The sequence below is a fragment of the Prevotella sp. AM34-19LB genome (assembly GCF_003468525.1).
Lineage (GTDB): Bacteria > Bacteroidota > Bacteroidia > Bacteroidales > Bacteroidaceae > Prevotella.
On record NZ_QSIG01000003.1, the window covers coordinates 23839 to 43093 of the forward strand.

The 19255-nt window shown below is 48.6% G+C and carries 19 protein-coding genes; 13 read left to right on the forward strand and 6 right to left on the reverse strand.

Annotated features, from left to right (window positions below):
• Nucleotides 1-81: 81 nt before the first annotated feature.
• A complete protein-coding gene (locus tag DW830_RS01450) occupies nt 82-1053 on the reverse strand; it encodes a bile acid:sodium symporter family protein (protein WP_119248602.1) in 972 nt (323 codons plus the stop codon).
• A 352-nt stretch (nt 1054-1405) separates the two neighbouring features.
• Between DW830_RS01450 and ruvB the strand changes: the two genes are divergently transcribed.
• The 7 genes from ruvB (at nt 1406) to DW830_RS01485 (ending at nt 5162) form a co-directional block, all read left to right on the forward strand.
• The gene (ruvB, locus tag DW830_RS01455) at nt 1406-2440 is read left to right on the forward strand and encodes a Holliday junction branch migration DNA helicase RuvB (RefSeq protein ID WP_119248603.1); all 1035 of its coding nucleotides are present in this window, start codon (nt 1406-1408) and stop codon (nt 2438-2440) included.
• Between the two features lie 11 nt (nt 2441-2451).
• Nucleotides 2452-2937 (forward strand): pantetheine-phosphate adenylyltransferase, encoded by a 486-nt coding sequence (coaD, locus tag DW830_RS01460; protein WP_119248604.1) that lies wholly within the window; start codon nt 2452-2454, stop codon nt 2935-2937.
• Between the two features lie 20 nt (nt 2938-2957).
• Nucleotides 2958-3392, forward strand: a complete 435-nt coding sequence (gene ybeY, locus DW830_RS01465; RefSeq protein WP_006848933.1) for an rRNA maturation RNase YbeY — start codon at nt 2958-2960, stop codon at nt 3390-3392.
• Between the two features lie 133 nt (nt 3393-3525).
• Nucleotides 3526-3693, forward strand: a complete 168-nt coding sequence (locus tag DW830_RS16045) for a hypothetical protein (protein WP_006848934.1) — start codon at nt 3526-3528, stop codon at nt 3691-3693.
• A gap of 14 nt (nt 3694-3707) precedes the next feature.
• The gene (locus DW830_RS01475; protein ID WP_119248605.1) at nt 3708-4304 is read left to right on the forward strand and encodes a GNAT family N-acetyltransferase; all 597 of its coding nucleotides are present in this window, start codon (nt 3708-3710) and stop codon (nt 4302-4304) included.
• A 23-nt stretch (nt 4305-4327) separates the two neighbouring features.
• Nucleotides 4328-4789: a hypothetical protein gene (locus tag DW830_RS01480; protein ID WP_147487175.1), complete on the forward strand. Its 462-nt coding sequence runs from the start codon at nt 4328-4330 to the stop codon at nt 4787-4789.
• On the forward strand, nt 4779-5162 hold the full coding sequence (locus DW830_RS01485; protein ID WP_118200237.1) for a hypothetical protein: 384 nt from the start codon (nt 4779-4781) through the stop codon (nt 5160-5162). The genes DW830_RS01480 and DW830_RS01485 overlap by 11 nt, the downstream gene beginning before the upstream one ends.
• Nucleotides 5163-5214: 52 nt before the next feature.
• Here DW830_RS01485 and dusB read toward each other — a convergent pair whose 3' ends face one another.
• The 4 genes from dusB to DW830_RS01505 form a co-directional block, all read right to left on the reverse strand.
• A complete protein-coding gene (dusB, locus tag DW830_RS01490) occupies nt 5215-6201 on the reverse strand; it encodes a tRNA dihydrouridine synthase DusB (protein ID WP_119248663.1) in 987 nt (328 codons plus the stop codon).
• Between the two features lie 261 nt (nt 6202-6462).
• Nucleotides 6463-7593 carry a DNA-processing protein DprA gene (gene dprA, locus DW830_RS01495; RefSeq protein WP_119248607.1) on the reverse strand — a complete coding sequence of 377 codons (1131 nt, stop codon included), beginning with the start codon at nt 7591-7593 and terminating at the stop codon, nt 6463-6465.
• A gap of 19 nt (nt 7594-7612) precedes the next feature.
• A complete protein-coding gene (locus DW830_RS01500) occupies nt 7613-8905 on the reverse strand; it encodes a DUF2851 family protein (RefSeq protein WP_119248664.1) in 1293 nt (430 codons plus the stop codon).
• Nucleotides 8906-9072: 167 nt separating this feature from the next.
• Complete coding sequence (locus DW830_RS01505) at nt 9073-9486, reverse strand: acyl-CoA thioesterase (RefSeq protein ID WP_119248665.1); 414 nt, start codon at nt 9484-9486, stop codon at nt 9073-9075.
• A 242-nt stretch (nt 9487-9728) separates the two neighbouring features.
• Between DW830_RS01505 and dapB the strand changes: the two genes are divergently transcribed.
• The 6 genes from dapB to DW830_RS01540 all read left to right on the forward strand — a co-directional run bounded on the left by dapB (nt 9729) and on the right by DW830_RS01540 (nt 18318).
• Complete coding sequence (dapB, locus tag DW830_RS01515) at nt 9729-10490, forward strand: 4-hydroxy-tetrahydrodipicolinate reductase (RefSeq protein WP_119248609.1); 762 nt, start codon at nt 9729-9731, stop codon at nt 10488-10490.
• Between the two features lie 6 nt (nt 10491-10496).
• On the forward strand, nt 10497-11945 hold the full coding sequence (lepB, locus tag DW830_RS01520; RefSeq protein WP_119248610.1) for a signal peptidase I: 1449 nt from the start codon (nt 10497-10499) through the stop codon (nt 11943-11945).
• Between the two features lie 35 nt (nt 11946-11980).
• The gene (locus tag DW830_RS01525) at nt 11981-12352 is read left to right on the forward strand and encodes a S26 family signal peptidase (RefSeq protein WP_147487176.1); all 372 of its coding nucleotides are present in this window, start codon (nt 11981-11983) and stop codon (nt 12350-12352) included.
• Nucleotides 12353-12715: 363 nt separating this feature from the next.
• Nucleotides 12716-13390 (forward strand): WbqC family protein, encoded by a 675-nt coding sequence (locus DW830_RS01530; RefSeq protein WP_119248612.1) that lies wholly within the window; start codon nt 12716-12718, stop codon nt 13388-13390.
• 550 nt (nt 13391-13940) lie between these two features.
• The gene (locus tag DW830_RS01535; RefSeq protein WP_119248613.1) at nt 13941-15527 is read left to right on the forward strand and encodes a hypothetical protein; all 1587 of its coding nucleotides are present in this window, start codon (nt 13941-13943) and stop codon (nt 15525-15527) included.
• Nucleotides 15528-15735: 208 nt separating this feature from the next.
• Nucleotides 15736-18318 (forward strand): hypothetical protein, encoded by a 2583-nt coding sequence (locus DW830_RS01540; RefSeq protein ID WP_119248614.1) that lies wholly within the window; start codon nt 15736-15738, stop codon nt 18316-18318.
• Nucleotides 18319-18457: 139 nt separating this feature from the next.
• On the opposite strand, the gene DW830_RS01545 is transcribed toward DW830_RS01540, so the two are convergent.
• Entirely contained in the window at nt 18458-19120 is a 663-nt protein-coding gene (locus DW830_RS01545) for a GDSL-type esterase/lipase family protein (protein ID WP_119248666.1), read from the reverse strand.
• Between the last annotated feature and the right edge of the window lie 135 nt (nt 19121-19255).

Genomic DNA, 19255 nt, shown 5'->3' on the forward strand with positions numbered 1-19255 from the left:
TCGTGAGGTTTTTGATAGAACTTCACGACCTTTTTTGTGTATTTATCTTTTTCCGAATTCATGAATCCTTTCTGAATTCATTTACTTCTTCTTATGCATGTGATCCCATTTCAGATAGATTCCGGCAAGGATGGTACCCGAAATACTGTGCCAGGCACAACTGATGGCGCAAGGCAATACGGCGAGGGGCTGGGCGGCGAAGAAGTTGCCAGCAAGAACCGTGGCAAGACCGGCGTTCTGCATTCCCACCTCAATGCTGATGGTACGCTTCTTGGCAGTATTGAAGCCCGCCAGCTTCCCGGCAAGCCAACCCAGCAGATAACCCAGGGTGTTGTGGCAGAAAACCACGGCAAAAGTCCAGAGGAAAAGCGATAAACCACGAGCTACCAAATCATCGTGAACCGTAGAAATTACACCTCCCACGATAATCGCCAGACAGGTTACGCTGATGCCCGGCATCAGACTCTGAATGGTAGGGAAGCAATCTTTCTTGCCATAGATGTAATTCAAGGCGCAGCCGATGGCCACAGGGATAATCGTAACGATGAGGATGTTGATGAATATTCCCACAGCATCTACATGGATAATCTCGCCTGCCGTAATCTTCATCAGCAGCGGAGTCATTACCGGTGCAAGAATGGTGGAGGCACAGGTCATTCCCACAGAAAAAGCCACATCGCCATGGCAGAGATAACTCATGATGTTGCTTGATACTCCGCCCGGACAGCATCCCACTAGCAGGATTCCGAGCGCCAGGGCTGGATCAAGATGCCACACATGCACCAGGGTGTAAGCCACACCCGGCATGATGATAAACTGGGCGCAGGCGCCGATGAAGACATCCAGCGGGCGCTGAGCCAGAATCTTGAAGTCGTTGGTGGTCAGGGTCAAGCCCATGGTGAGCATGATGATGCCGAGAATGACGGTTTGAGTAGTTCCGCGCACCCAGTCGAAGGTATGTGGGAAGAAGAATGTGAATACTGCTACACCTATTACGAAAATAGAGGTGTAATTGGCCAGCAACTTGCTGAGTCCCTGAAAAAACTTTAGCATAATTCTATTTCTTTTTAAAATCCTGATATTTCTCTCTTATTTGCAATCTCTGGGATGATTGTCTTTGACGATTTCTTGGTTGATTGTCTTTGACGATCTCTCTTCTTTCTCTTCTCTCCTCCTTCTTTCCTCGCTTTCAATATTGGGTGCAAAAGTACGTCTTTTCTACCGAATAAGCAAATTATTTAATAATAAAATATCAAATTATAACATTTTTGTTGGTTCGAGCTTACGAATCTGCACGAATCTTCTTGGATTGTGCAAAATCTGAGGCAAAATAATTCGGCTTTTCTTCTTTAATTCCGCAACAAATGTGTAACTTTGCACCCATATTATCGATAATAGTCATAGAATGAACGAAGATTTTGATATAAGACAACAGACGGTTTCGCCTGCCGAAAAGGAATTCGAGAAAGCACTGCGCCCGTTGAAGTTCTCCGACTTCAGCGGACAGAATGGCGTGGTGGATAATCTCGAAGTCTTTGTTGAGGCTGCCAAGTATCGTGGCGAACCGCTCGACCATACCCTCTTGCACGGTCCTCCGGGACTGGGTAAGACCACCCTGAGTAACATCATCGCCAACGAACTGGGTGTGGGTTTCAAGATTACATCAGGCCCTGTGCTCGATAAGCCGGGCGACCTGGCAGGAATCCTCACCTCCCTGGAGCCTAACGATGTGCTCTTCATCGATGAAATCCACCGCCTTTCGCCAGTGGTAGAGGAGTATCTCTATTCGGCGATGGAAGATTACCGCATCGACATCATGATAGACAAGGGTCCTTCGGCACGAAGCATCCAGATAGATCTGAATCCGTTTACCCTCGTTGGAGCCACCACCCGCAGCGGTCTTCTCACGGCTCCTCTCCGTGCCCGTTTCGGAATCAATCTGCATCTGGAATACTACGACCCGGAGACGCTTCAGAAGATTATCAAGCGAAGTGCGATGCTCCTGAAGGTGCCGATAGAAGATGAGGCGGCAGTGGAAATCTCCCGCCGTTCTCGTGGAACCCCTCGTATCGCCAACTCGCTGCTCAGAAGAGTCAGGGATTTCGCTCAGGTGAAGGGTAACGGAACCATCACTTACGATATTGCCCAGATGGCGCTCAAGGCACTGAACATCGACCAGTATGGCTTGGACGAGATAGACAACAAGATTCTCACCACCATCATCGACAAGTTCCGTGGAGGTCCGGTGGGCGTAAGCACCATTGCCACGGCTATCGGCGAAGATGGCGGCACCGTAGAGGAGGTTTACGAGCCATTCCTCATCATGGAAGGCTTCATCAAGCGTACGCCACGAGGCAGAATGGCCACCAAGCTTGCCTATGATCATCTCGGCAGGAATCCGTATACAAGCAATATTATGCAGGGAGACCTGTTTGAATAAAGTTCAAAGTAATGAAGATAGGAATATTTACGGGTACATTCGACCCATTTACGATAGGACATCAGAACATTGCCGAGCGTGCTCTGCCCATGTTTGACAAGCTCGTGATTGCAGTGGCGATGAGCAAGCTGAAACATGCGCAGGAGGAAATCTCGAAGCGTGTGGAGGATATCAGAAAGGTTTTTCCGAGGGAATGTGCAGAACTGGCAGATGCGGAGGATGCATCCAAGGGCTACCGCCTGGAGGTGGTTGCCTACGATGACCTCACCATCGACCTGGCGCATCGCCTGGGAGCCAGGTTCCTGGTTCGCGGCGTCCGCTCTGCCAAGGATTTCGAGTACGAGCGAGAGCAGGCTGACATCAACAAGCAGTTGGGCGGCGTAGAAACCATCCTGCTGTTTTCCGACCCAAGATACTGCAGCATCAGCTCAACGCTGGTTAGGGAATTGAGATTCTTCGGAAGAGAAGTAGATGAATTTTTACCAAAAATAAAATAAAAAATAGGAGGAAGAAGCGTATGATAACATACAATGTAGATGGCGTGAAAATGCCAAAGATCAAGAAGCGCGACACCAGTGCCTGGATTCGCAAGGTGGCTGCCTCTCATGGCCGCAAGGTGGGAGAGATAGGCTATATGTTTGTAGATGACGAGAAGATTCTCGAAGTGAACAACGAGTATCTGGGTCATGATTACTATACCGATGTCATCACCTTCGATTATGATGAGGATGATGTGATTAACGGCGACATCGTGATTTCGCTCGATACCGTGCGTACCAATGCCGAGCAGTTTGGCAAGACCTACGATGATGAGCTTCACCGCGTTATCATCCACGGCATCCTGCACCTCTGTGGCATCAATGACAAGGGCCCGGGAGAGCGAGAAATCATGGAGGAGAATGAGAACAAAGCACTAGCCCTGCTCGAAGGTGCTTCTATATTGAAGAAGTAAAGCCCTTCTCTATAATTTGAGGAAGCTAGGTTTCTTCGATTTCAGGTAGAAGTATAGAAAAAACAACTGTTAACTGTTAACCTGTTAACTTTGTTACAGGTTGGCAGTTGACATAATGATAGGAGATAAGATTATGGCAACAGCAATCAAAGCAATACCAACATTGCATGGTAAAGAAGCAAAAGAGTTTTTGCGCCATGCAGAAGAGGCCGAGCGTAACTTTAAGGGATTCAAAAATATCGAAGAACATCCCTTTTGTGTAATGGCTCGCAGCATTTTGGAAAAGGCAGGTATGAGATAAGAAAGGAGGCATTTATGTTTCTGAGTTCACAATGCTTTTTTAGTGAATTGACAGATGACTTATTATCCACCTGTCAACCATTCTCGTGTGGCAATGAAGATCTGGATGATTTTTTCAAGAATGATGCCACACGCTATGCTTATTATTTGATGGGGAAATCATATTGTTTTCGAAAGAATGATGACCCCACCAAAATCGTTTGTGCCTTTACGGTTTCTAATGATAGCATTCGTATTTATGATTTGCCAAGAAGCCGTAAGGATTATATGAAAAGTCTTACGCATCATGAAAAGCCTCTGCGTAGATACCCTGGTATTCTTATCGGTCGTTTGGGCGTAAACAAGGATTTTTGTGGAAAGGGAATAGGCAGTGAAGTCATTGATTTCATCAAGGGTTGGTTTATGTCTCATGACTACAAGTCTGGCTGTCGCTTTGTGATAGTAGATGCAATCAATGCTCCCGAAGTAATCTCTTTCTATCAAAAAAACGGTTTTCAACCTCTGTTTACCTCTGAAGAGCAGGAGTTCTTGTATACAGGAGGAAAGAAGGGGCAACAAATCAAAATGACAACCAGATTGATGTACTTTGACTTGTTGTGGATGAGACAATAGTAATTTGATAATTATTTTTGATTATGTTTAGATTTAAAGTTATACTTCTTTTCTCATTAATTTTAAGTGTTTGCCCAATTATGAGTCATGCGCAATTAAAAAAGTCTGGTTCAATAGAGAGGGTAAAGGGGTTTACAAATGGTTCCGTCAGTTTGATGAAGTCTACAACGGAGAGAGGGGATGTGTATTCTCTAACGTTACGTAATAATTCAAAATTTCATGATGGTGTGAATTTGTTGTTGGGAGATAAGGAAACTGCTGTAAAAAATCTAAAAGACTTTTCTGAAACTTTAAAAACAGCAAAGTCTGGTGAACATTTTGATTTCGAAGTGATGGGACTGACATATACTTTCTTTTATGGTAGCACATTAGGGCAAAAATGTTTTAAGATATGGGCACCTAATAGTGTAAGTTCTGATTATGGTAGGTTGTTTAAGGCAACAATAGATGATATTATCAAATATTTTTCAAACAATGGGGAATAAAGAGTGGATTGCTTTTGCAAATGAGAAAAAATGTAATCACGCAAAGAGCTTGATAAAGAGTGGATTTATTAGTTGGGTAAATACAGCTAATTTTGAAGTAGGAGATATAGTATATTTGTTTATGTCAAATACTAGAAACGTTAGATTTAAAACTCAAGTTGTTGCCGATAATTGTAAGCGTGAGGATTCAGAATATTGGCTCGAGCAAGCTCCTGCGGATATTACTTTTAGATTAAAGTTGGTTGCAGAATATTCTGGAGACCAATTGAATGAAAGTGTTTTGATTAAGCATGGTTTTAAGGGTGGTAGATCACTTCAAACTCCAAGCTATAAGAATGAAAATTTGATGGATTATATAAAGTCAATCTTTTAAAAGTAAAAGGGAGAAACTAACAGGTGTCTGTTGGATTCTCCCTTTTTGTTTCTTATTCTATCGCCTTGATTCTTTCCCGGCATTCTTTTAATATTTCTTTCAGTTCCTCCACGGTAGTGGCTCTCAGCATGGCGATTCTCGTCTGGCGGAAATCGGGAATACCCTTGAAGATAGGGGAGGCGGCCAGGTGGCGACGGGTGTGGAGAATGCCTCTGTACTCGTCGATGCGCTCCACGTTGATGCGAAGCTGCTCCTCCAGGAGGTCAATTTTCTCATCTATGGTTAATGGGGCTGCACCTGTATTGTCCAGATAATCACGTATTTCCTTGAAGATCCAAGGCCTTCCGAAGGTGGCTCTACCAATCATTACCGCATCTACGCCATATCTTTCAAAAGCAAGCTTGGCTTCCTCCGGGGTGGTAATGTCGCCGTTGCCGATAATCGGAATATGGATGCGGGGATTGTTTTTCACCTCACCTATGAGGCTCCAGTCGGCTTCACCCGTGTACATCTGGCTTCGGGTTCTGCCGTGGATGGTGAGCGCCTGGATTCCGCAATCCTGCAACTGCTCGGCAAGCTCGGTGATGATGAGGTTCTCGCAATCCCAACCCAGTCGGGTCTTCACGGTTACGGGCACGTTTACCGCCTTCACCACCTCTCTTGTAATATCCAGCATCAGCGGAATATTCCGGAGCATTCCGGCTCCCGCACCCTTTCCGGCAACCTTCTTCACCGGACAGCCGAAGTTAATGTCAATCACATCCGGCTTCGCCTGTTCCACAATCTTGGCAGCTTCCACCATATCCTCGGTGGTTCTGCCGTAAATCTGAATGCCCACAGGGCGCTCCTCATCGCTTATCGTAAGCTTGCTGACGGTGCTTTTGATGCTTCGCACCAGGGCTTCTGCCGATACGAACTCAGTATAAACCATGGCAGCTCCGAATCGCTTGCAGAGCATGCGAAAGCCAATATCCGTTACGTCTTCCATCGGAGCGAGGAAGAGGGGCTGAGGCCCAAATTCTATATTACCTATTTTCATCTTATTCTTTTTGTTTGGCAAGAGGTGAAAGCTCTTTTCTTTTTTGCGGCTGCAAAGTTAATGCAATTTGGAGACAAAACAAAATAAAACGCAGATATTTTCAATTTTTAAAACGATGATTTTAAGCTTTTGCCCTTACAGGGCGCATTGCTGCTGCTGTTTATAACCCAGGGCGATTGCCCTGGGCTAGGAGCTTCTGCCCTTTCAGGGCGTTCTTTTTGCATTTCTGCCTTTCAGGGCATGTGTTTCTGCCATAGACGTCTATTTCAGCAGATGATACATTCCTCCTGCCAGGGTGCGGATGATTCCCTTCATTTCCAGCGTAAATAGGAGGGAGGTGAGGCGACCGATGTCGATGTTCGATTTCACGCTGATGATGTTGATCTGCAGGTCATTGGTCTTCGAGAGGATATTGATGATGAGCTCCTCTTCGGGTGATAACTCCGGAAAGAGGCTGCGCTCGATGCCCTGCTGCTTGGCTCGCATCAGGGTGGCGTCATCCTGCCAGCGCATATCCTTCACGAAATCCTCGGCACTGGTGATGAGCGTGGCGCCGTTGTTGCGAATCAGGTTGTTGCAGCCCTCGCTGTAGTAATCGCCTATCCTGCCCGGGAAGGTGAAGACGTCCCTGCCGTAGGATTGCGAAATATCGCAGGTGATGAGACCTCCGCCGTGAGCAGCGCTCTCTATCAGGATGCAGGCATCCGACATTCCTGCCACAATGCGGTTGCGGCGCACGAAGTTGATCTTATCTGCATTCGTACGGGTAAGAAATTCGGTGAGCAAACCGCCTTGCTCTATCATCTTAGCTGCCGTTTCCCGGTGCTGACGGGGGTAGAGGTCATCGAGACCATGAGCCAGTACGCCCACGGTTTCGTAGCCGCTGGCGAGGGATTGGCGATGAGCCACGATATCCACACCATAAGCCAGGCCGCTCACTATCAAGATACGAGGGGAGAGCTGCTTCAGGTCGGTGATAAAGCGGCGGATAAGGTCTTCGCCGTAAGGAGTGCAGTGACGGGTTCCCACGATGTTGATGATTCGCTGCTGGTTCAGGTTGGCGTTGCCTTTATAGAAGAGCATGAGCGGCGCATCATCGCAATCCTTGAGTCGTTGCGGATAACGTTCGTCGTTCATCGTTATCGGTTCGATACCATATCTTATGTCGTATTCCAGTTCTTCTTCGGCGCGTTTTCGGGCCTCGTCGCAGTTTTGGATAGCGTTCACGAGTTTATCCGAGGCATCGGGGAGGATGTCTCTGAGGTTGTTCTTATGCTCCAGGATGAGCGTGGCGGAGCCCACCTTTCGGTATAGCTCCAGCATTCCTGCAAGGCTGAAATAGTTCAGCCTTGTTAAGAGTATAGTATTTAATATTTCCTGTTGGTCACCCATAATCTTAAAAAATAATTAGTTATCTCTTCAAGTATTCATACCCAATCCTGCACCTCAGGCATTCCTTCCTGTCGCAGTATTCCTTCTTCAGCTGGATAAGCGCCTGGCTATCCCCGGCGTTCTCCACCTCCAGGCCGCACTGCTGCCACATCCTTACTATGTGGTTATTCTCTGCCTTCAGCTCCTCCAGGAAATCGAAGGCGCGGTCGCAGTATTTCTCCTCACCCCGGTGCCTGCCGTAGGCAAAGAGGATGGGAACCACGGTGTTAATGATAAGCAGATTGAGCGAGAACGGGGAGAGGTGCTTCTCGTTACGGATGCTCGTGCTGCCGAAGGTGTAATGGGTTTCCCAATACTCCGTAACGCTGGTAGAGAGCACCTTCTTCGCCTCCTTCACCGTAGAAGCCTCCAGCAGCTGGCTTAATCCCGCACGGCGGTTATAGTAAAGATTCGCAAGCTGCGAAATGCGGATATGCGGGAAGTTCTGCGGGCGGAGTCGCAGGAATCGCCACAGCTTGTAATCCATCGGCTGCAGCGAGAACTTGTGCGAGAGATAAAGATACTCGTTTCTCAATCTCGCAAAATACCCATCGTTCAGAGCGTCTTTCTGATATCTTTCGGGGATGGTGTTCAGCTCCAGCAATCCTGCCTGCCCCATGAAGATGGCTTCCACCTGGAAGAGGTCGTCTCTGTGATGATCCACCGCCCTCAGAGGCAGTTTCAGCGCCCACTGCTCAAAAGCATCTCCATTGATTCCGAAGCCGTAGTTTCTGGCGAGAGTTACGAAATAGGCGTTCTCCCAGTCGCCGTTGCAGCGGCGCACGCGCTCCTCTATCGCCTCCGTCTTCTGCGAGAGACGCTCTGTTTGCAGAGCACTCATCCACGAATGCACAGTGAGCTTGGTGAGCGATGGAATTATCTGATAGCAAGGGGGATACTGGTCGATGGTGAGCAGCTCCTGATAGTGCTTGAAAACATTCTCGGGGATGTCGAGCTGCATCTGCGTCAACGGGGCACCCTTGGAGTTTCGGGCTTCCGTATCTATGTTGCCGCAGACGTGCAGAATCACGTTGTCGTATCTTTCATCCTTGTCGTGGGCGTGAAGAAACCAGTCGCTCGCCTTGTCGTGAATCTCCACGTTGCCCACCCAGAGAGTTCCGGCAATCTTGATTTTGGCGTTGAAGAAATCGGGCCCTGCATTGCGGTTGTGCAATCCGGGGTCGATGACTTCCACCTGCCTGTGGTCGGTGGTGGAAAGAGGGGAGAGTGGGAAGAGTTTGTGCTTCCACACGTAGTGAAGTAGTTGCTCCATATTGTTTCGGCTTTTATGGTTTATAGGATTGCCTCTTTCGGATCGCAAGTTCTGATGCTTGTTCTTTTGCAGAAATCGCAAGCTTGATGCTTGTCCTTTGATGGTGCAAGTTTTTTCGCTCGTGTGCGGAAGGGGTATTGAAAAATCAGCTGTTAACTGTTAACCTGTTAACCTTGGGATGGGAAATATTTCTCGAATGCCTTGTCGTAATCCTCGCTGTTGCCCAGCTTGCCGTTGATGAGGCAGACGAGTTCTACGGTTGCCTTGAGGCAGAGCTTCTCGTCGCTGGCACGGAAGATGTCCTGATGGAAGATATATCTCACGCCCTGCTTCTCCAGCCACAGACGCGAGAGAAATTCGTCATCGCATTGCAGCGGAACCTTGTACTGCAGGTTCATTCTCGCCACCACAGCATCAACGCCCTTATTGTGCATTTCGGCAAAGCTGAGACCGCATTCCTTCAGGAAGAGATGGCGGGTATGTTCCATGTAGTGCAGATAGTTGGCATTGTTTACAATGCCCTCAATATCGCACTCGTAATCCCTCACTTCCATCTTTGTCTCGAATATGTATTTGCTCATCATTTTCTCTTTTTTAGTTACTAAATGAGGCTAAAAGCCTTAAATCACTGCAAAAATAACCAAAATTTTCTATTTATTATTATAATAACAAGGATTTTTCAAGGTTTTTCGAAGAAAAAATTGTATTTTTGCCGAAACGTTTGGTTCGAAAGAGGAAAGTTTGACCTCACAAAACGCGATGGCAAAGCCTTTCTTACGACCGGACAGGAACAAAAAGTAAAACAAATAAAATTTAGATAAAGATGAAAATTGCTTTGATCGGCTACGGAAAGATGGGACACATGATCGAGGAGATCGCCCTGCAGCGTGGCCACGAAATCGTATGTAAGATTGACGTGAATAACCCTGAGGATATCGACAGTCCTGAGTTCTGCTCTGCCGATGTGGCTATCGAGTTTACCAACCCTACTGCCGCTTACGGCAACTATCTGAAGGCTTTCTCTCACAACGTGAAGGTGGTTTCAGGTTCTACCGGTTGGATGAAAGACCATAAGGAAGACGTGGAGAAACTCTGCGCCGACGGTAAGCAGACCCTTTTCTGGGCGTCTAACTTCAGCATCGGTGTAGCCATCTTCTCTGCCGTAAACCGCTATCTGGCTAAGATCATGAACGGTTTCCCACAGTACTCCGTATGCATGCAGGAAACCCACCACGTTCATAAGCTCGATGCGCCATCAGGTACAGCCATCACCCTTGCCGAGGAAATCATCGACAACATCGACAGAAAGAAGGACTGGAAGCGTGGCGTTACTTATTGGACAGAGGATGGTCATCACGATGAGGGCGATGCTAACATCACCGATGAGGACCTGGTTATCAACTGCGTACGCGATGGTGAGGTTCCTGGAATCCACGCCGTGATGTACGACAGCGATGCTGATATGATTACCATCGAGCATAGTGCCCACTCACGCAAGGGATTTGCTCTCGGAGCTGTTCTCGCTGCTGAGTTCACAGCCAACCATTCCGGTTTGCTTACCACATCAGATTTATTTAAGTTCTAAAAAGACATGATTGACAAGCAGAAACAAAACCTCAATATGAAGGTGCAGTGGGCGAAGTTCGCAGTAGTTCTCGCCCTCTACCTCCTCTTCCTGATATGGGTGAAGAGCTGGCTGGGACTCATCGTGGTTCCGTTCATCTTCGACGTTTACATCACCAAGAAGATTCACTGGCAGTGGTGGAAGGATGAAGAAGGCCCTGTGCGCTTCATCATGAGCTGGGTTGATGCGCTCGTATTCGCCCTCGTGGCAGTATATTTCATCAACCTCTTCTTCTTCCAGAACTATGTGATTCCATCATCTTCTCTCGAAAAAAGTCTCCTCACGGGCGACTATCTCTTCGTGAGCAAGGTAAGCTATGGTCCTCGCATCCCTGAAACTCCGCTCACTATGCCGCTCACCCAGCACACCATGCCGCTGGTCAACGTGAAGAGCTACGTGGAGTGGCCTCACTGGGATTACCGTCGCGTGAAGGGATTGGGCAACGTGAAACTCAACGACATCGTGGTGTTCAACTATCCTGCCGGAGACACCCTCTGCAACGAGGAGCGCTATCAGGCGAATGATTACTATCAGATGGTTTACTCCATCGGCGACCAGATACTGGAGCAGAACGGACAGCAGCAGGATGTTCGTGTATTGAACCCTCTGCAGCAGCGCAGCTACTTCGAAAAGGTATATGCTGCCGGACGCAACTACATCGCCAGCATGCCGGGCGAATATGGCGACATCATCAGCCGTCCTACCGACCGCCGCGAGAACTACGTGAAGCGCTGCGTGGGCTTGCCGGGACAGACCCTGCAGATCAAGAACCGCATCGTTTATCTCGACGGCAAGGCGAACAAGGAGCCTGATAATGTGCAATATACCTATAAGATGAAGCTCAAGGGCGAGTTCCCTATCGACCTTGCCGATGAGCTGGGAATCACCAACGAAGACCTCCTGATGTACAATCAGAGCGGCGTGATTCCTCTCACCAAGAAGGCTTACTTGGCGCTGAAGGCGAACAGAAACCTGGTAGAGAGCATCTCCATCAACACCGATGCAAACTATGGCGACCTCTATCCGCTGAATGCCTATACCGGCTGGACAAGAGACAACTACGGTCCGGTATGGATTCCGAAGAAGGGCAAGAGCATCCAGCTCAACTTGAAGAACCTTCCTATCTACGAGCGCTGCATCAAGGTTTACGAGGGCAACGACCTGAAGGTAGATAGCCAGGGCAACATCTTCATCAACGGCAAGCTGGCGAAGAGCTACACCTTCAAGCTCGACTATTACTGGATGATGGGCGACAACCGCCACAACTCGGCCGATAGCCGCTACTGGGGCTTCGTGCCAGAGGATCACATCGTGGGTAAGCCTATCTTCATCTGGTGGAGCCACAGTCCTGATCATCCGGGCTTCTCAGGCATCCGCTGGAACCGCCTGTTCAACTTCGTAGATAACATCAAGTAACAGAAGCTTTTGAAATCAAGAAAGCAAAGATAGATTTGAAAATCGCAGTTAAGTTCCTAATAGCTTTAGGTTTGTCGCTGCTCCTGGTGTGGGCGGTGCGAACCTATGCCTTCACTGTCTTCACGGTGCCTGCGGGAGGTCTTCCTCCGCAACTGAAAGCTGGCAACCGGGTGATAGTGAATAGGATTGACTGCGATTTTTTCAATCGCGGTGATGTGGTTGTCTTCACCGATTCCGTCACGTATCAGCGCCGCAACCAGCGCCGCAAGATAGTTGCTGAGGCTTATTTCATAGGTAGGGTAGAGAAGCAGCCGGGCGATACGATTCGCATCGATACGGTGCAGTATATCATCCTACGGTGTGCTGCAAGCGCTGCGGCTGCAAGGATTGCCGCTTCTATCTGCTGAAAATGCCTACCGGGCAGCAGGTGGTGCATAAGCATCAGATGATAGGCAAGGCTTACAAGCTGTTTTGAGAATAAACACGTTATTAACTGAACTTTCGCATGTGGTTCAAGAACGGGCTGAAGGCCCAAAAGCTCCTAGCCCAGGGCATCGCCTGGGTATAATGGCAATCAGCAAGGCGCCCTGTAAGGGCAAAAGCTTTAAAATACTGGGCAATGTACAAAGCTTTTGCCCTTACAGGGCGACAAGTTTGTGTCCGTAATTACCCAGGCGATGCCCTGGGCTAAGAGCTTCTGCCCTTTCAGGGCGTGTGGAGCTTACATGCGAAACTTGAGTAAGAATTAATAAATACATAAGAATAAGAATTTGAAAGCATTATTATCTTCCACATATTTCGGTCCCATCCAGTGGTATCAGAAGCTGAACCGCTACGATGAATGCTTGATAGAGCGCCACGAGAGCTTTATCAAGCAAACCTATCGCAACCGTATGATCATCCCGACCACCAACGGCCCCCTCTCGCTCACCATCCCAACGAACCACAACACATCGCTGGCGATGAAGGATATCCGCATCTCCGACCACGCCAACTGGCGCCACGTCCACTGGAATGCGCTCCTCTCCGCCTACGGCGAGAGCCCTTTCTTTGAATATTACCAGGACGACATCCGCCCCTTTTTCGAGAAGAAATACGAATTCCTCTTCGATTTCAACATGGAAACTACCGAGAAGATGATAGAACTTCTCGACATCCGTCCGAAGATTTCGATTACCGACGAGTATATTTTAAGTGAAGAACGAAGAGTGAAGAGTGAAGAATTCGATAGCATTGCTGATCATAAAGTTCAAATCTCAAATCTCAAAGTTCAAAGTATAGTTGATTTCCGCGATGCTATTCGCCCTAAGAAGCCGCTTCCTGATGCTGAATTCGCTCCCCAGCGCTATTATCAGGTCTATGAACAGAAGCACGGTTTCCAGCCGAATATGAGCATCCTGGACCTCCTTTTCAATGAAGGCAACGAGGCGATATTCTACCTATAAATAATAAGGTAGAGTATCGCCTCGCAGTTTTTTGCAGCCTTTAACAGCCTTCTCACTGCCTTCTCGCAGCCTTTAGTTAAAAAAACTAAGTCATAGCTTTCTACCCCAAAACTCATAGCTTTTTGCCTCGTAACTCATTGTTTTTCATCTTTTTCTGTCTTCTATTAAGCCCTCCCGTTGTCATCAATGATGCCTAGGCTCGGTCTTCATAGATGCCCTCTCATCCCCCTCTTTCTCATCATTTTCATCCCCTTGTCCTCATCCCCCTCAACCCTCATTATCCGCATCAGAAGTTAACAGGTTAACAGTTAACACCCCAAAAATGCATACTCCCCCTCCCACACATATATAAAAATAAGTATATATATATTTAATATAATAAGGTACGCAAGGGGGAGGTAGGAAAAAACAGCTGTTAACTGTTAACCCTGTTAACCCCTGCTGCTCCCAGATGCTCTTTTAGGAAATTTAAACATGTATGCTTGGTGGTTTCATTAGAAAACCGTACTTTTGCGGCTGACAACAAACAATATCAAACATAAAAACGACAATGAAGAATCTGAAATTCCATATAGTAGGTCTTACCCACAACGACGTGAAAGGTCATGAGGTGGAATATGCCAAGGAGGCAGAGGGCAGAACCATCTGTCTTGTGCCCGATGACGCCAATCCCTTTGATATGCTGGCAGTGAAGGCTTACGACAAGCAGCTTTTCATCGGCTATGTCTCAGCCCTGGAGGGCGAGGACGTGAGAGCACTCATCATCGCCAGAAAAGACAGAAACCTGCGAACCCGATGCTTGGGAAGCAACAGCAAGGAGGGAGGCGATGAGAAGTCGGGGCTCCAGCTGATTGTTGAGGCACGGGTAGATGTCCCTGATCAGGAGATAGAGCTGGCGCGCAAGGGGCTCTATGAAGACAGTATCTATGACGACTGGCACTATACCGGTCCCATCCTGCCCATCGACAAGCTGACCCGTTTCAGCGATTGCACCATGATGCTGGAAGGCGTCATCGATGACATTATCCTGATTCAGGAGCAACTCTCACTGGAGACTGATTCCAGGGCAGAACTGGAGGCTGAGCTGCGCGACAACCTGGAAGAGGCTAGGGAGCGCCTCGCCTGCTTCCTGGAGATTCAGCGGAGCGATTATTCCCGCGAAATGACCCAGACGAGAAACCGGATTCTCAACAAGCTCTATCTGATAGATGATGAGGAAATCCATCGCATGGGCGAAGTCCTGACTACCGAACTGGGATTCATTACCAGTTCCAGTTATCGTGAGCGCGCTGCCCAGTCGTTCTTCATAGATGCGCCTGTTGCCCTCAAGCAGAAGCAGACGGGCACCTACGATTACGCCGACCAGCTGGACGAGATAGAACGCCAGCTCAAGGCCTTCCCTTTCTCGCTCTACCAGACTTTTAAGGCGGACCCGGTAGATTTCCTCCGTCAGGTGTTCTATAAGCGTGTGCCCCGCAAGAAGATGCTCCAGCTGCTTTCGGGCATCGTGCTGATGATTATGAATGGCAGGGTGAATGATGTGAAGCAGTGGGGAAAACACGGTGATGCAGCATCGCTGGAGGCGATGAAGGCGATGAAGGCGGTGGGTGCCAAGCCTTCAAACGAAGTGAAGAAAGAGAAATTCATGGAACTGGTTGATTTGGTAATTCCGAAGATAGCGGTTTATAAGAAAAAAGGCAGTTCTGAAGTGCTGGTGAAAAGTCAATCCGACTGGTTTCCTGTGTTCCGCCTCTTAAACGGGTGGGGGCTATTCAATATGGGAACTCCTACGGCCTTCTGCAAACATCTGGCCCACCTGTATGAAAAAATACCTCCGGAGAATACGGGGCGTGCTCCGCTCTGCAAATGGAAGGATCTTGCGCAGGTGAAATCTGACCCATTCGAATATGCGGCTCTGGAATGGTGGAAACTTGATTCAGATAAGTTGGGCTCGGTAAGCATAGAAAGATTCAATCATTATTGCGATATTGTGAATGCTTTCAAGAAGATTTTGGGCGAAACAGCCTATTCGGAGAATGTGAACTTGAAGGAAATCTTGCCGAAACAGGTGGATAAGGAAGTGCCAGACTCGGACACCAAGAATGATGACGAGATGACGGCGGAAGATGGTAGCTAGCGGGGTATATTAATACCTCGCTTATACCCCTCCTATACCCTTTGATGATTCTTTATACCTTGTTTTATACCCCTCTTATACCCCTGCTTTTTTATTTCAGGAAAAACTTGTAAGCGGCTATTTTTTTGTTTATCTTTGCATCGCTTTTCGGAAGAGAAGTGGCTGGTTTTCAGTAATCCAGTCATTGTATAACATAAAAATTATTCAAATGGTAAAAAACAATCTTTCTTTTGATGAGTGCAAGCAGATGAGCAGCCGTCTCATCGCCATGAACCCTAACCGCAATGCGAACATGGGTAAGATTTCTACTTATCTTCTCGATTACTACACCGAGCTTACCAAGCAGCCTTGGCTCAGCACCCTCGTAGGTCAGATTCGCGACCTCACCGCCAAGCAGAACCAGATGCTGCAGCAGGTGACTGATGCGGTAGATGCATCTCAGTATGCTAACGAGGATGACCTTGCCTTTGCCATCATCAAGAAGCAGGAGGAGGTGAAGGCGGGCGAGACCTTCAAGCAGCTTGACAAGCAGATTTCCGTCCTCAAGAAGCAGCTGCCGTTCCGCTCTCCTCACTACTTCCACTTCCTGGATGACCACCGTGCCCAGAAGACCATCGACCCAGAGGCTTTCACCTTCCAGACCACCGTGGACATCGACAACCCGGAGGAGGTGGAGACGGCGGTGAAGAATGCCCTGCTGCTGAACGGAATGTTTGATGATGCAGAGGAGAAACTTTTCAGAGAGAAGATTTTCTCTGCCGATGACATCGAGCTTTGGAAGGGGAAAGTGCTTCACGTAGAACGTTCGGCCCGCAACAAGGCGCACATCGACATCCGCATCCCTGTAGGAATGACCATCGCTGAGGCTCAGAGCGCTTTCTGCAAGCTCATCCATGCCACCGAAGACCCTAGCTGCGTTACGCCTGAGCGCATCATCTTCATCACCGATGCCGTGAGCCAGATCTACACTGCCGACGACTGGTACAAGCGACTGGATGAGGAAGCCGTGGCAGAATATCGTGAGGCTTACAGAAAGAGAGGACTGGACATCGATGGCCGTCAGCTGGATGTAGATTCTTCCTCATCATCTTCTGCTCCAACCGTAGATTTCCAGCCTATAGAGAGCGAGGAGGAGAAGGCGAGAAAGGCTGCCAATGCCGCAGCGTATGAGCAGACCTACGAGGGCATTCCTTACGAGGAGATTGTGAAGGAGCTGGCGGCGCAGATTGGTCCTGATCCGGCTCATGGCAACCGCAACAACTTCATCTACAGAGAGGCGCTCTATCTGCGTTACATCTGCAACAACGACCCCGAATGGATCAAGCAGGTAATCCTGACTTATGGCGAGGACGAGCAGAAGGCTTTTGCTGCTGTAGATAGCGCCTGCAAGGTGGCTCAGTCTGCCGTAATGCCCGAAAAGGTGAAGGTGGCGATAGAACTCGCCCGCAAGAATTATCTCGCCAAGCAAGCTACCGAGAAGGCGGGTATCTATGCCGATGTTCCCCCACAGATGCCTGCCAAGCTGCCTAAGCTCATCAAACTGCTCACCAGCAAGGTGCCAGCCGATTTCAAGGCGCCTGTGGCGATGGCGGTCTTCCCTCCGCTGGCTGCTCATCTCAAGGGCGTCAACTTCCGCTACATCGACAATCAGGTGCATGAGGCGGCGATGATGAATCTGCTCGTAGCGCCGATGTCGTCTGGTAAATCGGCAGTAAACGGACCTATCGACAGCATCATCGAAGACCTGGTGGAGATGGATAAGGTGAACCGTCAGAAGGAGCAGGAATGGAAGGACGAGGTGAACACCATGGGCGACAACAAGAAGAAGCCGGTGCGCCCGGAAGACATCTGCATCCGCATCGTTTCGCCCGACCTTACCCGTGCTGCCTACATCCAGCGTCTGGACGATGCGCAGAAGGCTGGCGATGCTTATCTCTACTGCAAGATGGACGAGGTGGACATGCTCAAGAAGTTCAACGACCCTAGCCAGCTGATCCGTCTCTGCTGGGATAATTCAGAGGATGGTCAGGAGCGTGTGGGCACCAAGAGCGTAACCGCCCGTGTAAAGACCCGTTTCAACTGGAATGCTTCCAGTACCATCGCCGTCACGCAGAAGTTCTTCTCGGTTCGTGAAGTAGCTGATGGAGCCGTGAGCCGATTGTCGCTTGCCACTATCTTCCTTCCCGAGTTCGCTCCTTGTCCGGTTGTGGGGAATTATGATGCGCAGTTCAAGTCGCAGCTGGCTCCTTACATCCATCAGTTGAATGCCGCCAGCGGTTCCAAGGAGTGCAGGAAGGTGCGCCAGCTTATCGAGCGCCTGGGCAGTGAGCTTATGGAATTGGCTCAGCTGGCTTATAACAAGCCTTACGCCGAGTTTGCCAAGCGCAGTCTGGCGAATGGTTTCCGCAGAGCGATGGTGCTTTATCTGGCGAATGGCGAGAAGTGGGAGAAGGCGATAGAGGATTTCATCGTATGGAGCGTGAAGTATGATTTGTGGTGCAAGATGCGTTTCTTCGGCAATCAGATGCAGGAGGCGATAGATGCAGACACCCGTTCTATCTATCATGCATCCGGTGTGAGCAATCTTCTGCTCTTCGTTCATGATACTTTTGATAAGGCTGAAATCCAGGAAGTCTGCATGGTTCATGGCACCAAGACGAAGCTTGCCGTCCTTCTATGCACCTGGAAGAAGCGTGGCTTCATCGTGAAGAACGAGGACGGTACCTTCTCGAAGACGGCCAAGTTCATCGGCAAGTATGGTCATTATGGAACGCCTGGAATGGCAGCGTAGGTTTTGTTCTTATTGAGTGTTTTTAAAGGAAAAAAGAAATCGGGCAGTTAACAGGTTAACAGTTAACAGCCCGATTTTCTTTGTCTCTCTTTATTCTTCTTTATTTCTCTTTATTCTTCTTTGTTCTCTTTGTTTCTCTTTATTTTCCAAGATAAGGCTTCAGGATTCTAATCCAGTTCTGGTAGCCTTTTCCGAGCAGATGCAATCCGTCGTTGGTGTAATCCGGGTTCATTTCCTGGGTTCCAGGGGTCACGAATTCAGAGAAGAGGTCGATGTAGGTCAAGCCACGACGGTTGGCGATGTCCTTGATCAGGGCATTGAGGGCAGGAACATCCTTCTTACGGCTCATGTGGGTAACAAACATGTTGAACTTTGGGTTCAGCGGCAGAACGCTCTGCAGATAGAGACGGGTAGAAGGAGATTCGTTCTTGATTCGCTCAGCAATCTCATCAATGTTCTTGGCGATTTCCTCGATGCTGCGGCCGCCGGAGAGGTCGTTAATGCCGATTAAGAGGAAGATTTTGGCTGGCTTGCCTTTGGTGATGACGTGGAGTCGGTCGAGAATGCCATCGGTTCTATCGCCGCTGATTCCACGGTTCTTCACGTGTGGGTTACCAATTAATTCCGCCCATTCACCTCCGTTGGTGATGCTGTTGCCCAGGAAGATGATGTCCTTCTTGCTGGTTGGGAGAACTTCAAAGAGCGTAGCTCTCTGGTCATAAAATGTAGTGTGCTTGCGTCCCTGCGCCTGTAAGGTAGTGCAGGCACAGAGGAGGCAGATTGATAACATGATTTTTTTCATCATAATTTTTATATTAAGTTAGTTATATTTCTACAGAACTTTCGCATGTGGGGAAGTTAAGAGAAGTTAGGGTAGTTAGAGGACAAATGTCCTGCGTTTACGGAAGAAGACTATTGTCTCTTCACTTCCCGAACG